A 15,920-nucleotide genomic window follows, 5' to 3' on the forward strand; every position below is an offset into this window, starting at 1 on the left:
AATGCCGCGTATAATAGGGGGTTCCCTGTTTCTTGTAAACCTTTAAATGCATTAAAACTGACTGTTTGATTCATTATTCTACTATTCTTGCTATTTTTAAGTGTTTTTCTTTATTCTCATTTTGATTTTAACCTAAAAAAACATGAGTTAAATATAAAGAAAACATTTTGATATATCTATTTAACTTTGTTTTATTCCTTATATATCAAGGCTATTTTCCTTAAATTTATTTTTTATTGTATTTTTTGTTAACGTTTAACTCCTTCTGTATGAAACTTTTAATTATCTTGTTTTTAAATTGTTGGTTGCACTGCTCTTCTGTGAGACTTCATTTCATAGGAGACAAATTAAATGGAAATTAAGATGAATAAAAAATTACTTGCTCTAGCTATTATTGCTGTGTCTTCAAATGCGGTTGCTGTTGAACTATATAATGAAGATGGAACAACATTTGATATCGGTGGGCATGTATCTGTTGCATTAGAAGGATCTGATGAAGGGGATACAGGATTAACAGCTGTTTCGCCACGTATTAACTTTAATGCGACACATGAACTAGGTAATGGTTTTGTTGCTGACGCTAAAGGTGAATGGGCTCTTAACTATTTAGATGGTGGTGAAAATGCATTTACTACACGTCTTGGCTATATTGGTGTGACTCATGCTGATTTTGGTCGTGCAGTTGCAGGTACACAATGGGCACCTTATTACGCTGTAGCTGGTGTGGCAGATATGCCAATCGCATTTGCCAATGACTTTATTTATGAAGACCATGGCAATTTAGGCACAGGTCGTGCTGAAGAAATGCTGAGCTACGGAAAAATGTTTGAAATGGGTGATGCAGGTAAACTTGGTGTTGCAGCAGGTTGGCAAGGACGTAAGACTGATTCTGATTCAAATGCAGAGTATGGAAACCGTGCACAAATAGCTTTAAATTATAACGTTGCGGGCTTTTCGGCTAACTACTCATATAATACTGGTGACGTGAATTACGCAACTAAATTAAAGTCAGTGACATCTGAGTCTCATGTAATTAGTGGTACTTATGGTATTTACGGAAGTGGTTTATATGTTGCTGGTGTATATGCAATGAATGAAAACATGAACACAGACGCAGCATTAATTAATAAACTTATTGAAGACAGTTCTGCATACGAAGCTTTGGTTGCCTACGCTTTAGATAACAGTTTAAACCTGAGCTTGAACTATGAATCGGTTGTAGATAATGATGCAAGTAAAACGGTTTACAGTACATCAGCAATTCAAGCGGAATACAATTTCACTGATAAGTTCGTTGGCTTTACTGGTTACCAACTTGATTTAGGTAACGATTACAATAATAAAGAAGATAATAAGTGGATGTTAGGTGCGCGTTACTACCTATAATCGACAATGATTATTAATCTTTAACTTTCCTAAGATAATCCAGTGTACCTGCAAAGTACGCTGGATTTTTTTATAGCGCAACTTACTCTAGGGGAACCAATACTATTTTGCTACAATCGGCGAAAATTATAGTACTTAAAGGTTCATCATGTCATTTGCTTCATTAGGGTTATCAGAACAGCTTCTTAATACCGTCTCGGAATTAGGTTTTAAAGAAGCGACACCAATTCAGCAGCAGGCTATTCCTCTCGTATTACAAGGACATGATGTACTTGCAGGAGCACAAACAGGCACAGGTAAAACGGCCGCTTTTGGTTTGCCGCTTATTCAACGCTTGATTGAAAATCCAGTGAGTCGTACTCAAAATTCAAAAGTGATTCGTAGCTTAATTTTAACGCCAACGCGCGAATTAGCTCAGCAAGTATTTGATAGCTTGGTTAGTTATACTAAAAATACAGAGATCAAAGTTGTTGTTGCTTATGGTGGCACAAGTATTAATGTTCAAAAAGATAACCTAGTGGGCGGCGCAGATATCCTAGTTGCTACGCCTGGCCGTTTGTTAGATTTGGTTCATATTAATACTATTACTTTGAATCAAGCGGAGTACTTGGTATTAGATGAAGCTGATCGTATGTTAGATATGGGCTTTATTCCTGATATTAAAAAGATCCTCCGTAAGATGCCAGCTGAGCACCAAACACTATTTTTCTCAGCGACGTTCAGCAAAAAAGTAAGAGAAATAGCTTATTACATGTTGCACAAACCAAAAGAAGTACAGGTTACGCCAACAAATAGCACTGCTGATACAGTTGAGCAAATGGTATACCCAGTAGATAAACACCGTAAAAGTGAATTATTAGCATACTTGATAGGCTCTCGTAACTGGCAACAAGTTCTTGTGTTTACAAAAACAAAACAGGGCTCTGATGAATTAGTTAAAGAGCTTAAGAAAGATGGTATAAAAGCGGCATCTATCAATGGTGATAAGAGCCAAGGTGCTCGCTTACGTGCATTAGAAGAGTTTAAAACGGGCAAAGTTCGTGCGTTAATTGCAACAGATATCGCTGCGCGTGGTTTAGATATTGAGCAGTTAGAATGTGTAATTAACTATGAACTTCCGTTTAAAGCAGAAGATTACGTTCATCGCATTGGTCGTACAGGTCGAGCTGGTTGTACAGGTAAAGCGATTTCGCTGATGAGTTCAAATGAAGAATATTTGTTGAAAGCGATTGAAACGTTACTTGATGTTCGCCTTCCACAAGAATGGTTGAAAGGCTATGAACCCGATCCAAATGCTCCAACCATAAAAGAAGATCATTCACGTCAAAGTCGTGGCCGTTCTGCTGATAAAAGAAAAATGAAAGCAAAAATGAAAGTTCATGCCAATCGTGGAAAGAGCAAGCGTTAATACGTTTTGCTGTTAGTCTCAAATTAAAATATTGAATGGCCAGCTTAATGATTTGAATGTCTTTAATCTGGCCATTATCGATCTTGTTTATCAATTTCTCTGACTTATTCTTCCTTTCTATATCAAATTAAACTTTAAATCTGTGAGGTTGATTGTAATTTAATCTAAATTAGTACGGGTTATGGCTTGACAAAATGTTATGTAAATTAATGTAAAATTCGGTTGAATGTGTCAATGTGAGGCGTATGATTCGTGAAAACTGAAGCCGCTTTTGGATTGTCTTCCTTCAGTATTTGGAGTCTTTATGCCGCAAAGAGCACTCACTGTACTTTGCTTACTACTTTTGCCTTATTCCACTTCTTTATTTGCAGAATCTTTTACTTTACCCATTTGGAAAGAAGAGGCAGAAGCCAAGGGTTATACATTACCTGAAGCTTTTGGTTTAAATGTTAGCTATATGAAACAAACTCAAGATATCTCAGTGGATAGTGTTGGGTTTGATGGGACTATTCCAGCTCTTTTTCCATGGAAACCACCCCATGCTATTAGTGATTTAGTTCAAGTTGAACCCGTTGGTTCAGGTAAACAAATGAGTGAAGTCCTGACTTTGCGTGGTGATGTATGGCTTTTTCCTTTTTTGAACCTATATGGCATCGTTGGTCAATTAAAAGGATATTCAGAAACCACTATAAAAGTTAAAGCACTTGGTTCTGAGAAATTATCCGGAACAATGCCATTTCGTCTTGATCTTAATGGCACTCTTTATGGTGCTGGATTTGTGCTTGCTGGGGGGTATAAAGATGTTTTTGCTTTAGCTGATGCAAGCTATACCGAAACTAAATTGAATGTTATTGATGGAACCATCTCTTCTGTTGTTATTTCCCCTCGAATTGGTTATGACTTTACCCGTTTAGGTACACCATTACGTTTATGGGTCGGTGCTATGTACCAAGATGTTGAACAATCGCTATCTGGTAATCTTACAGATATTGGATTAACTGGTGGTTTAGGTAATTTAGTTGGTAAAGTAGATGATGGACGTTTTAACGTAGAGCAACACCTTGTCACTCCATGGAATACCTTATTAGGTATGCAGTATAAACTTGATGATGGCTTATACCTGTTGGGTGAAGCGGGGTTAGGAAAACGTAAAAGTCTTTTCTTAACTGTTGATATGCGATTTTAAGCCATGAAATTATTAAAGATATCAGCGGTGGTGCTATTAAGTTGTTATGCATTTACGTTGTCTGCAAAAGAAACTACCAAAAGTTGGGTTGATACTTTTTTAGAAGAATTAGGTTCTTCTGAAGATATTGATGTCAGTCGAGGGATCGATTGGGCAGTGTTACCAGGCCCTTTTGCTAACCCTGAGCAAGGTTTTGGTATTGGGGTTGCAGCTGTAGGTTTGTATTCACCCCTTGAACATAAAGGCAGCGCTCCGTTATCTACTATCAATATTACCGGTTATGGCTCTACCTCAGGATCTTATGGCGTAGGGGTTAATAACCGAACTTATTTTGAAAATGATGATCTGCGATTATTGGTTCAAGCCAAAGCAAGTCATACTCCTGAGTACTATTGGGGAGTTGGTAAAAATGCTGCAGAAATAGATAATAATAAAACCCTCGTTGAAGCACAAATTCTCGGATTTTCTCCTAAAGTTGCTTATCAATTTCTACCAAATACCTATTTTTTGCTTGGTGTTGATATGGAAAGTTATCGTAAGCTTTCGTCTGATACATCACTCCTGACGCAAGATGAACTTAGTGATACTTTTTTAAGTGCTTCCACAGTAAGTCTTGAATATGACAGTCGTGATTTTGAATTAAATGCACAGAAAGGAATGTTATTTAGTGTTAATTGGAATGCTTATCGAGCTGAGTTTGGTTCCGATTATGATTTTGATAAAGTCACTATAAATTATCGTCAATATCATAAAATATTCCCCAATACTGTTTTAGCGTGGGAAATATTTGCTGAAGATGTTCAAGGTGATATTCCTTGGTTCGCATTTTCTTCCTTGGGCAGTGATAAGCGTATGAGAGGGTATTATTCTGGGCAATATCGAGATAATAGTCAGCTGTCAGGGCAAATAGAGATCCGTCAACAATTTAACCAACGACATGGAATGGTCGCATGGATAGGGGGGGGGGATGTTGCTGACTCGTACCAAGAGCTGTTTGATAGCAAATGGCTACCGACGTATGGCATTGGTTATCGTTTTGCGTTTAAACCAAGGGTTAATGTAAGACTGGATTATGGATTAGGTAAAGATAGCCAAGCGGTATATTTTCAAATTAATGAAGCATTTTAGAGGATATTTATATGAAGAGTAAAATAGCTTCCATCGTCATCAGTAGTCTTTTATGTGGCGTGTCTTTACCTGCTTTTGCTGATGCTCCAGTTGGTGTGAGACCATGTTGCGCTTTTGGAACTAATTTACAAACAGAAGTAGGGGGGATCCCCGTTCCTTTTGTTTCCGTAGAAAATGTAATGAACATAGAAGATCTTGGTGACCATATATATAACGATGGCTCTCAAGGAGTAGCCAGCAGTTTGATGGGTTTTGGTGATGAAAGTAATGGTATTTTTTATTCTGAAAAAGGCGGTTTTCTAGATTCTGCTCATATTAGAGATACGGCTGATTTTACTTATTATCTTTATGGTGAATTCTATAAACATTTAGGAACAGATTTTAAAGTGACGCTGTCACCTGAGTTGAAAACTCGTATTATACAACTGCATTCAACATCTAAAGAATACACACAAGCAGAGCGACAAAAGATCAGTATTGAGCTTGCAGCTTTAACGTCTTATCGCTTAGCTCAGTGGCATGAAATTGCTCAATGGTTTGGTATGGAGTCGGTAGGTGGCTTTAAAGAATATGCCTCAGCATTCTCTCCTGAAGATCTTTATTCAAACATGTTAGGTGCTCTTTTGGCTAGTGATGTGATTAATGCTAATCCAAATTTGGATAAGGATGCATTTTCTACCGCAATGACTAAAGCAATAAAAGCAAAATTTATTGAGTTGGGCGTAGGAACGAAAGAAGAGTCGAAAGCCCAAATAAAAAAAATGGATGGCGTGTGGTGGGATAGCTCTAAGCGCCTACCAAATAAATGGGTAGTGATTCATAGGGAATATCATTTAGGAACAGATTTACAGCCAAATGGTTTTAAAGGCGAAACGAAAGAGAGTGTTTCAACTGAGTATGAAGCATTAGCTACCTTTATGTTAATGCCAAATAAAAACGATAAAGATTTTTCAGCATTACCTGATTTATTAAAAAATAAACCTTATTGGACGCCGAGTGATTTTCAACAGATAGCTGATTTTGCTAAAGCGCATGATGATAAAGAGTTAGCTGAAAAAATAACGTTTATTAATTAAAATTATTAGTAATAAAAAGCCCCGAAAAAGCACTTTAGGTAAAGTCTTATTCGGGGCTTTTTTATCTTTTATTGATTATGCTTTTGCTTTGTTTTATTTTGGAATAGTTCCGAATTTTTCAGTACTGAATCCTTTCAATAAGCTTACACACATCATTAGAAGAATAAAGGTAAATGGTAGTGCAGTAGATACCGTACCTGCTTGTAGCGCTTGCATTGCTTCTGTTCCACCAACCCATAGTAATACCGCAGCGATAGAACCTTGAACCGTCGCCCAGAAAATACGTTGAGGAACAGGAGCATCAACTTTACCACCGGCAGTGATACTATCGATAACTAATGAACCTGAGTCAGATGACGTTACAAAGAACACCATAATAAGAACGATTGAGATAACAGATAGAGCTGTACTCATTGGCAATGCGTCATACATATTAAATAGCGCCATAGTGATGTCATTTAAGCCATTTTCACCAAGCTCACCAACTTTGTTTTTTACTTGTTCAATTGCAATACCACCAAAAGCAGACATCCATAGAGCCGTTGCTAATGTTGGGATAATCATAACAGAGATCAAGAACTGACGAACAGTACGACCTTTAGAAACACGAGCAATGAACATACCTACGAATGGTGACCAAGAGATCCACCAAGCCCAATAAAATACAGTCCAGCCGTGCATCCAAGTTTCATCTTCACGATCGTGAGGGTTACTTAGAGGAATAATATTCTCAATGTAGCCTGTCACAGTTAAAGGTAAGGTACTCATTACATCGGAGAAGCCGATTACGATAATGAATAGAAGTAATGCAACAGCAACTAGCATGTTTACGTTACTTAGTAGTTTAACACCACCATCAATACCACGAATAACTGAGATCATTGCAAGCATAGTAACGAAAATAATCACGCCAATCTGCATGTTTATTCCGCCATTAGTACCAAATACATGATTGATGCCACCTGCTGCTTGTTGAGCACCTAAACCAAGAGAGGTTGCAAGACCAAATAGTGTGGCAAGAACTGTCATGATATCAATGATGTGACCAAACCAACCCCATGTTCTATCCCCTAAAATAGGGTAGAAAACAGAACGCATGGATAAAGGTAAGCCTTTGTTAAAAGTGAAGAATGCTAAAGACAAAGCAACTAAACCATATATCGCCCATGGGTGAATACCCCAGTGATACATTGTTCCGCCTAGAGCCAGTTTTTTTGCCTCTTCAGTAAAAGGTTCAACATCTAACGGCGTACCGTACCAATCAGTATAGTAAGCAAGAGGTTCCGCGACACCGTAGAACATCAAACCAATACCCATACCAGCAGCAAAAAGCATTGCCATCCATGAAATTGTTGAGTGTTCTGGTTTTGCATTATCACCACCAATTCGGATTTTACCAAACGGTGAGACAATTAACGCCAAGCAGAAAACTAAGAAGATATTACTAGACCACATAAATAAACCATCAAAGTTATCGATAATTTGTAATTTTATGCCGTCAAGAAGGGATTTTGCTTCTGCTGGGTCCATAATAAGAAGCACAGTTAAAAATAAAATAATAGCGCCAGCACTAATGCCAAAGACTTGGTTATGTATATCAAAACCCCATTTTTGGATGTTATCTTGGCCTACTTCATAATCAGTACTGTCAATGCTGTACTTATCCGTAGTACTCATGTGTCCTCACATAATATATATGATAGCTCCATTCGGAGTCTACCTAGATACTGTTACATTCCCGCAACAGCTTTTTTCGCGAAGATAATATCAGAGTTAAGAAAAAAAGAATATATTTATTCATTGGGTTTGACATTTAAAAAAGCGCCTTAAAACAGTATTTTAAGGCGCTATGTGTTTGATTTATGTGGTTGGTTATTTAGTGGTCAAGGTAAAGATAGTTTTGCCAAGACTTCATACGGATTAATACTTTACGCATAATTGATACATGCTCAAAGCTATCAGAATAAACCGAAATTTCGGCATTAGAACCTGCAGGAAGATGGAATTCAGACACGTCATCAGTTAATTTTAATTTAACCAAGGCTCTACCATTAGTTTGAATTGCATTTGTGCCTAATAAAGCACCTGATGCTTGAATTTGCCCTTCACCGATAGCTGGGATTACTTCAACAACTTCACCTTCAAATACTCGACCAGGAATAGCACGGAATAAAAATTCAGCTTTAAATCCTTTTTGTAAACGCTGTAAAGAGTTTTGACGAAATGCACCGACATAGTATTGATCTTCTGTATGCACAAATGTCATCACCGGTCGAAGAGGAAGAGGAACCGCCATCATACCTGGGCGAAGTGCCATTTGAGTCACATATCCATCCGTTGGTGCTCTTACTGTTGTTTCATCAAAGTTGAACTGCGCTTGTTCTAGTTCAGCACGCATACGTGCAACCGTTGTGTTTTCGCCATTTATCTCAGACTCTAGTGCCAGTTTAGCTTGTTGCTCTTGAGCTTGAACTGATTCAACCGTCGCTTGAGTTGCTTTATAAGTTTGCTTACGAGTATCTAATTGTTGGGCAGTAAAAGCGCCTTTCTTAAAGCCTTTTTCATAACGTTTAAATTCACGATAGGCTTTATCTTTATCTGCTATTGCTTTAATGGTGTTTGCTTGAGCGGCTTTATAGATAGACTCCAATTGAAGTGCAGCTTGTTCTGCCTCATTTAAGGCTGCTTGTTTACGAATGACTTCCGCTTTGAAAGGAATCGGGTCTATTTTAAAAAGAATATCGCCTTTTTTAAGCGCTTCATTCGCTTCAATATTAACTTCAATCACTTTTCCTTTAACACTTGGTACTATCGGCGTTGTTACATAAAACTGTCCACCAAACTGAGTAAAAGGATGGTTGTAATTCATTAATAAAACAAGAGTACCAACGAGAACAACACCACCTAATCCGGCAGTAGGAACTGTCCATTTATTCAGAGGGATATTAAAGATTTTAAATACAGCGATACATAACGCTGTGTAAGTAAGAATAAGCAATAAATCCATTATACTTGCTCCTCTTTAGTTGTTTGCTGAGGCGGTTGTTTTACTTGGTTAACTTCCATTTGGGAGATTTTTTCTGTCAGTAATTCAACTTGATCATTAAGGTGATTTACACGAGTTTGAAGTTCTAATTGATTGTTTTCAATTTTATGAAAGCCCCAACCACGGTCTTCACGCCATAACGTTGCCCAAATCCAAAGGAAAGGCCATAAGACATGTAACGTAAATAAGCTAACCCAACCTGCAATGTGTATTGCATCGGAATGAGGGTGGTCACGCTTGTGAGCGATCTCATAAGGGATATCATGGATGACAATAATCCCATAGAAAATAACCAATGCAACAAACACTAATAATCCAAGAGCAAAATAATCTAAAAACATAAACGCATCCTTGTGTACAACTATGAAAATTAACAAATTACCTATTTTTTAGTAACTTGAGTGTGACATTGGTTAAGTTAATACGCAAGATATAATCTGAGATTGAAATCAAAAAAAGCCGATGTAACATTAACTAAAAAGTTATATCGGCTGATTTTAGATTTTTTAGAAAGGAATTATTTATTGGCTAACGCAATTTCGTCCACCGTCTTTAGCTCGGTATAAAGCTTTATCTGAGGCTTTGATGACTTCTTGTGGTTTCTTATATTCTGTATTATCAGCAACCCCAATACTTATCGTTACATTCACAACTTTGGTTTTATTGGCTTTGCCTCGTTTTGCTTCCCCTTCCTTTTTATCTTTAGGTCGGGTATTTGTATCTCGAATAATTAAATCGTAATCAGCAATATCTTCACGAAGTTCTTCTAAGTATTCTAAGCTTTGTTCTGCGGTTTTACCTTTAAATAATACCGTAAATTCTTCACCACCATAGCGGTAGACTTTTGCATTACCACCAGTTTGCGCCATGATACTCGCAACCAATTTCAATACATCATCACCGGTATCATGACCATAGCTATCATTGAATTTTTTGAAGTGGTCTACATCGAGCATTGCGATAGTATAACGACGGCCAAGATGCTTCATTTCTGATTCAAGCGCTCGACGTCCAGGGATCCCCGTTAATTGGTCGATGAATGCTAATTCATGACTCGCCGAGATTATATAAAGAAGTAGCAGCAATCCTGCGATAGAAAACATGGTGCTTGAAATAAAATCAACGCTGAAAAGAGCAAAGGTGAGTGATGAATAAAGCAAGCAGGTGTAAGAGGCTAAATCGGTATTGTTGTTACGTGTTAGAACAAAAATGGCAGAAAGCCCACACATAACTAAACTGTAAAGGACGATAATGATCGGTAGTGGAGAGACTTCTGGGATGTTCAGTAAATAGGTTTCCCAAATTTCAGTCATGTCATTATCAGCAAAATGAGAGACAATGATCCAACACCAGATAAACATAAACAGAAGAATACCTAGATATCCAGCGCCATATTTAGAGAAAATACGGCGTTCAGGAAAAATAAATGTTGCCATCATTGAAATAGGCAACAGGAACGCCGTTAAAGTAAATTCAATCCGAGTGTTGCCATAAGAGAGTGGCACTTGTAAGCGCTCTTGAATAATCCAATAGGCAATTGCCATTGTGATAGCAATCATCCCAATTCTACCTTGATTGAAAGGTTGGCTTAATAACAATACGATCGATAGTACGATATATGGAAGTATGTATGAAAACCCCTTATTTTCAGACGATAATTGGATGATGCCATCCATACCCGTGATCACAGAAACAACGATAATGATAGGCAATAACAGCTTAAATAATGGATGACTCAGAAGGCTAAAAGACATTGTTTTTTAACGGATCCTAATTAATCTAAAAAAAGAAAGAGTTTGTCACTGAATTACTAGGACAAGACGTTATTCTATCAATAACATAGCTCTATTCATACGTTTGCTATGATACTTAATGCATTTAATAACAATAAGGCATCTTTATGGAATCAAACATTCATAACTATATGGAAGTTCTGGTTGGAAAGCGGTTTATTGAGCTTAATTTCCATCAGAATTATACAAATGATCAAATCACAGATATGAAGTGCATTAGTTTAAATCAACTTCCTACACTTTATATTCGTTATAGCTTAGATATGTTAGCGGCCACATCTCAAAAAAAATTAATGCAATATGATGAAATGGTTGCAGCAGCGGTTGAAAATGCAGAAAAGATGGTTGTGAATGACAGAAGGCAGCGGGATGATGATTTTGAAAATATTGTTGTTTATGCGGCGAAAGATCGTTTTGAACTAGAAGATGAAGAATTGCCATTTTCGGGTGAAATTAAACTGGATTAAAAAATCCCACACAGCTTAATAAGAAGGTGTGTGGGATTGTTTTATTCAGAATGAAGTTATGCTTTCAGATCTGTTTCTGTCGCGTCGGTCACTTCCGTTGATTCTACTTCTGGAGCAGGGAAGGCTTGTAGTGGTTTTGCAACCATATTACGAGTGTCTTCTTTAACCTCAGCAAGAACAACTGTCAGTTGGTCACCAAGTTTGAATGTCTCATATTTATCAATTGAGATTGTACCTTGGTCAGCATTGCATTCGATGCGTTCTTTATTATCAACAATTAATGAACCAGGAATGAAAGCAGCAGCACCGTTCTCAATTAAGCGAACACGCATGCCTGCGCGGTTAATATCAAAAATCTCAGCGGTATATTGAGTTTCTTTTTCAACTTCATTCGCTAACGTTCTGCAATATAACCAATCGCTAACATTACGTTCAGCCATACGATGGTAGCGACGACTTAGTGCTAACTCTTCACCAACAATATCATCAGGGCGTTGTACTGGCTCTTTGCCTAATATATGAGCTTTAAGCATACGGTGGTTTATCATATCGCTGTATTTACGAATAGGTGATGTCCATGTCGCGTAAATATCTAAGCCCATAGCATAGTGAGGTAGGGGTTCATTACCTGTTTCGCTATAAGTTTGGAATTTACGGATGCGAGCATCAAGGTATGAGGTTGGTTGCTTCCCAAGCAGGCGGCGAAGTTCGCTAAATCCCTCTAGTGTTGCAATATGCTCTTCAGTAAACTCAACATCATCAAGTTGATTTACAATCTCAGCGACGTCTTTTAATTTCTCTGATTTAATTCCTGCATGAGAGTTAAACACACCCATGTTAAAGCTATTACGCAGTGTTTTACCGGCACAGATATTTGCGGTAACCATTGCTTCTTCAACTAACTTATTCGCACAACGACGCATGTCTGCATGAATAGCAACGACATCATTTTCTTCGTCTAATTCAAAACGGTAATCTGGACGATCGGGGAAAATAACCGCATGAGTTTCGCGCCATGCAGTACGTGCTTGGGCAAATTCATATAATTCAGTTACAACCTGAGCAATAGTTTCATTCGGTTGCCATTTGTCACATGACCCTGTTTCTAAGAAATCAGACACATTGTCGTACGCTAAACGTGCGTGAGATTTCATTGTTGCAGCAAAGAAGTTGATAGACTCTTCATTAATAGTGCCATCAGCAGTTACTTTTACTGTACAACAAATCGCTGGACGTTCTTCGTTTTCGATAAGTGAACATAATTGATCGCTTAAATCACGAGGTAACATTGGAATATTGCGACCTGGCAAATAAATAGTATAACCACGTTTACGCGCAACGTTATCCATGCTGTCATCTGGTGTGATGTAAGCGGTTGGATCTGCAATCGCAATCGTTAATTCAAAAGAACCGTCTTCTTGTTTTTTAATGTATAGCGCATCATCCATGTCTTTGGTTGATTCACCATCAATTGTAACGAAAGGCGTTTCTGTCATATCTATACGAACTAGATCTGCGTCGTCTTTAATTTCCCAGTTATCTATGCCTTCAGGCTCAGAGTTTGGTAAATCATTTTGTGCTAGTGTCACCCACCATGGGGCGATCTTGTCATCGCTGTCAGTGATCTTATGAGTAACTTCACATAGAAAGCTTTGATCACCTTTTAATGGATGTTGAGTTAATTCAGCAACAACCCAATCACCTTCTTGTAAGGTTTCTGGATTTACACCTTTACGAGCTTTTGCTTTGATGGCATTTTTCAAGCTTGGATGATCAGGCATTACTTGCAAGCGTTTTTTGAACATTTGAATGCGGCCGATGAATCGAGTAATTGATTGTTCAATCAACTGATCTGGTTCGGCTTGTTCTTTGTCATTTTCAGTACGGACTAGGGCGACAATCTTGTCACCATGCATCACTTTTTTCATTTGTGCTGGCGGTATAAAGATACTTTTCTTTTTATCGTCTGATTCTAAAAAACCAAAACCGCGGTCGGTTGCTTTTACTGTGCCTTCTTTTTTAGGAAGCTTATCTTGAATTTGTTGCTTTAATTGCGCTAGTAGTGGGTTATCTTGAAACATGAGCCTTCATACTATAAATAGGAAATAACGAGCTAACTTTACTATCGCCCTTAATTGATTGCTAGAAAAGACCGATGAAATATGTAAAAAAGCATGCGTAATGTACAAAAAACTATCGAAACTAAGAAAATAGAGCTAAATTTGTGAAGTTGCTCAATTTTTTCTGGTAATTCTTGCCGTATTAGGGCATTATCCGCGCCCTGAGTTAATCATCTTCTATATTAGTTATTGAAATGATAAACCGTCCTGTCCCGAGTGCTTGTGTGTGTGTATGGAACTTGCTGAGCAAATGGGACCTTTTTTATATGTTTAATTATTGGGATCCCAATGTCAGAAACTATTACTGAATTCCGCCAACTGGCTTTAGACGAAACTATTTTATCTGCACTTGACGAAATGGGCTTTATTGCACCTACGCCAATCCAAGCAGAATCGATTCCTCTTTTGTTAGCTGGTCGTGATGCACTTGGTAAAGCTCAAACAGGTACTGGTAAAACAGCTGCTTTCTCTTTACCACTTTTAAATAAAATCAACCTTAAGCAACATAACCCACAAGCAATTATCATGGCTCCAACGCGTGAACTTGCTATCCAGGTTGCTGCTGAAGTTAAAAACCTTGGTCGTAACATCAAGGGTCTTAAAGTTTTAGAGATCTACGGTGGTGCATCTATCGTTGATCAAATGCGTGCTCTAAGCCGCGGTGCTCATATCATCGTTGGTACTCCTGGCCGTGTTAAAGATTTACTTAACCGTGATCGTTTAAACCTAGGCGAAGTTCATACGTTCATCCTAGATGAAGCTGATGAAATGCTAAAAATGGGTTTTGTTGATGATGTTACTTGGATCCTAGAAAAGGCACCAGAAACAGCTCAACGTATCCTGTTCTCTGCAACTATGCCTCCAATGGTTAAGACTATTGTTGACCGTTACCTACGTGATCCTGCTCGTGTTGATGTTGCTGGTTCTAACCACACCGTTGACAAAGTAGCACAGAACTTCTGGATCGTTAAAGGTGTAGAGAAAGACGAAGCAATGTCTCGTCTTCTTGAAACTGAAGAAACTGACGCGTCAATCGTATTCGTACGTACTCGTCAAGATACAGAGCGTCTAGCTGATTGGTTATCTGCTCGTGGCTTTAAAGCTGCTGCACTTCATGGTGATATTCCTCAGTCTCTACGTGAGCGTACTGTTGATCATATCAAACGTGGCGTTATCGATATCCTAGTTGCAACTGACGTTGTTGCTCGTGGTCTTGATGTACCTCGTATTACACACGTATTTAACTACGACATCCCATTCGATGTTGAGTCTTACATCCACCGTATCGGTCGTACAGGTCGTGCTGGACGTAAAGGTAAAGCGATTCTTTTAGTTCGCACAAACCAAATTCGTATGCTTCGTACAATTGAGCGTGTAACTAAATCGTCTATGGAAGAGATTGAACTTCCACATCGCGATCAAGTTGCAGAAGCTCGTCTAGCGGTTCTTGGTGCTGAATTAGCAGCAGATAAAGAATTCGTTGCACTAGAAGCATTCTCTGACTTAATTACTAAGCTTCAAGAGACTCTAGAAGTTGATGCCGCGACAATCGCAGCAATGCTTCTTAAGCGTCAACAAGGTAAGCGTCCTTTATTCTACAAAGGTCCAGATCCAATGATCGCAGCTATGGAACGTGCTAAACGTCGTCCAGAGCGTAGTGAACGTGGTGACCGTCCAGAGCGTGGTGACCGTCGTGATCGTGGAGACCGTCCAGAGCGTGGCGAACGTCGTCAATACAACAATGACGATTTCGATACGTACCAACTAGAAGTAGGTCGTGAGCAAGGCGTTCAAGTTAAAGACATCGTAGGTGCTCTAGCTAACGAACTTGGTTTCACTAAAGGTGCTATCGGCGCAATCAAACTTGCACCGGGTCACACATACGTACAGTTACCTAAGAAAATGTCTGCAGACGTTGCAAGCAAACTTAAGCAACTACGTATTCGTCAAAACGAAGTGAAAGCGGTTGTTGTTGAAGGCGTTGACCTAACAATTGATCGTCGTCCTCGTTCAGGCGGTGGTGCTGGTCGTGATGAGAACCGTGGTGGTAACAGCCGTGGTGGTTACCGTGGTAATCGTGAAGGCGGAAACCGTGAAGGTAACCGTGGTGGCGAACGTCGTTTTGACCGCAACAAAGGTGGTGATCACCGTGGCAGTCACCGTGGCGAACGTGCTCCAGGCGCAAGCCGTGCTCCACGCACACCTCGTAACGAAGACTAATCATAAAGATTAAAATAAAAACCGAGCTCAAGTAGCTCGGTTTTTTTATGTCTTTTATTTGTGTTTTATGTGCATTTATTTATTTCCGTT

General features: G+C 38.6%; 12 protein-coding genes. 7 read left to right on the plus strand and 5 right to left on the minus strand.

Annotated features, from left to right (window positions below):
• Positions 1–363 precede the first annotated feature (363 nt).
• From BTO23_RS13950 to BTO23_RS13970, 5 genes are all read left to right on the plus strand, one after another.
• Positions 364–1,386, plus strand: a complete 1,023-nt coding sequence (locus tag BTO23_RS13950) for a porin (protein ID WP_105064276.1) — start codon at positions 364–366, stop codon at positions 1,384–1,386.
• A gap of 148 nt (positions 1,387–1,534) precedes the next feature.
• Positions 1,535–2,794, plus strand: coding sequence for a DEAD/DEAH box helicase (locus tag BTO23_RS13955; protein ID WP_105063821.1), 1,260 nt, complete (start codon positions 1,535–1,537; stop codon positions 2,792–2,794).
• 304 nt (positions 2,795–3,098) lie between these two features.
• Positions 3,099–3,980, plus strand: a complete 882-nt coding sequence (locus tag BTO23_RS13960) for a hypothetical protein (protein WP_105063822.1) — start codon at positions 3,099–3,101, stop codon at positions 3,978–3,980.
• A 3-nt stretch (positions 3,981–3,983) separates the two neighbouring features.
• Positions 3,984–5,108 carry a BamA/TamA family outer membrane protein gene (locus BTO23_RS13965; RefSeq protein WP_105063823.1) on the plus strand — a complete coding sequence of 375 codons (1,125 nt, stop codon included), beginning with the start codon at positions 3,984–3,986 and terminating at the stop codon, positions 5,106–5,108.
• 11 nt (positions 5,109–5,119) lie between these two features.
• Positions 5,120–6,184 (plus strand): DUF4056 domain-containing protein, encoded by a 1,065-nt coding sequence (locus BTO23_RS13970; protein ID WP_061003826.1) that lies wholly within the window; start codon positions 5,120–5,122, stop codon positions 6,182–6,184.
• A gap of 93 nt (positions 6,185–6,277) precedes the next feature.
• Here the strand turns inward: BTO23_RS13970 and BTO23_RS13975 are convergent, their stop codons facing one another.
• The 4 genes from BTO23_RS13975 to BTO23_RS13990 form a co-directional block, all read right to left on the minus strand.
• The gene (locus tag BTO23_RS13975; RefSeq protein ID WP_105063824.1) at positions 6,278–7,861 is read right to left on the minus strand and encodes a BCCT family transporter; all 1,584 of its coding nucleotides are present in this window, start codon (positions 7,859–7,861) and stop codon (positions 6,278–6,280) included.
• A 199-nt stretch (positions 7,862–8,060) separates the two neighbouring features.
• Positions 8,061–9,191 (minus strand): HlyD family secretion protein, encoded by a 1,131-nt coding sequence (locus BTO23_RS13980; RefSeq protein WP_060992324.1) that lies wholly within the window; start codon positions 9,189–9,191, stop codon positions 8,061–8,063.
• Positions 9,191–9,571: a DUF3302 domain-containing protein gene (locus BTO23_RS13985; RefSeq protein WP_060992325.1), complete on the minus strand. Its 381-nt coding sequence runs from the start codon at positions 9,569–9,571 to the stop codon at positions 9,191–9,193. Before BTO23_RS13985 ends, BTO23_RS13980 begins: the two co-directional genes overlap by 1 nt.
• A 180-nt stretch (positions 9,572–9,751) precedes the next feature.
• A complete protein-coding gene (locus BTO23_RS13990; RefSeq protein WP_060992326.1) occupies positions 9,752–10,984 on the minus strand; it encodes a GGDEF domain-containing protein in 1,233 nt (410 codons plus the stop codon).
• A 146-nt stretch (positions 10,985–11,130) separates the two neighbouring features.
• On the opposite strand from BTO23_RS13990, the gene BTO23_RS13995 reads away from it, so the two are divergent.
• A complete protein-coding gene (locus BTO23_RS13995; protein WP_060992327.1) occupies positions 11,131–11,490 on the plus strand; it encodes a late competence development ComFB family protein in 360 nt (119 codons plus the stop codon).
• Between the two features lie 56 nt (positions 11,491–11,546).
• Here BTO23_RS13995 and BTO23_RS14000 read toward each other — a convergent pair whose 3' ends face one another.
• Entirely contained in the window at positions 11,547–13,571 is a 2,025-nt protein-coding gene (locus BTO23_RS14000; RefSeq protein WP_061003828.1) for an exoribonuclease II, read from the minus strand.
• 327 nt (positions 13,572–13,898) lie between these two features.
• Here BTO23_RS14000 and BTO23_RS14005 point away from each other — a divergent pair, with 327 nt between their 5' ends.
• On the plus strand, positions 13,899–15,830 hold the full coding sequence (locus BTO23_RS14005) for a DEAD/DEAH box helicase (protein WP_060992329.1): 1,932 nt from the start codon (positions 13,899–13,901) through the stop codon (positions 15,828–15,830).
• Positions 15,831–15,920: the final 90 nt, after the last annotated feature.

It is taken from the genome of Aliivibrio sifiae (genome assembly GCF_002954715.1).
Classification (GTDB): Bacteria; Pseudomonadota; Gammaproteobacteria; order Enterobacterales; family Vibrionaceae; genus Aliivibrio; species Aliivibrio sifiae.

Bases quoted from the DNA above. Each gene is read 5' to 3' on its own strand.
- BTO23_RS13950 (WP_105064276.1), top strand. From the start codon at position 364: ATGAATAAAAAATTACTTGCTCTAGCTATTATTGCTGTGTCTTCAAAT.
- BTO23_RS13955 (WP_105063821.1), top strand. From the start codon at position 1,535: ATGTCATTTGCTTCATTAGGGTTATCAGAACAGCTTCTTAATACCGTC.
- BTO23_RS13960 (WP_105063822.1), top strand. From the start codon at position 3,099: ATGCCGCAAAGAGCACTCACTGTACTTTGCTTACTACTTTTGCCTTAT.
- BTO23_RS13965 (WP_105063823.1), top strand. From the start codon at position 3,984: ATGAAATTATTAAAGATATCAGCGGTGGTGCTATTAAGTTGTTATGCA.
- BTO23_RS13970 (WP_061003826.1), top strand. From the start codon at position 5,120: ATGAAGAGTAAAATAGCTTCCATCGTCATCAGTAGTCTTTTATGTGGC.
- BTO23_RS13975 (WP_105063824.1), bottom strand. From the start codon at position 7,861: ATGAGTACTACGGATAAGTACAGCATTGACAGTACTGATTATGAAGTA.
- BTO23_RS13980 (WP_060992324.1), bottom strand. From the start codon at position 9,191: ATGGATTTATTGCTTATTCTTACTTACACAGCGTTATGTATCGCTGTA.
- BTO23_RS13985 (WP_060992325.1), bottom strand. From the start codon at position 9,571: ATGTTTTTAGATTATTTTGCTCTTGGATTATTAGTGTTTGTTGCATTG.
- BTO23_RS13990 (WP_060992326.1), bottom strand. From the start codon at position 10,984: ATGTCTTTTAGCCTTCTGAGTCATCCATTATTTAAGCTGTTATTGCCT.
- BTO23_RS13995 (WP_060992327.1), top strand. From the start codon at position 11,131: ATGGAATCAAACATTCATAACTATATGGAAGTTCTGGTTGGAAAGCGG.
- BTO23_RS14000 (WP_061003828.1), bottom strand. From the start codon at position 13,571: ATGTTTCAAGATAACCCACTACTAGCGCAATTAAAGCAACAAATTCAA.
- BTO23_RS14005 (WP_060992329.1), top strand. From the start codon at position 13,899: ATGTCAGAAACTATTACTGAATTCCGCCAACTGGCTTTAGACGAAACT.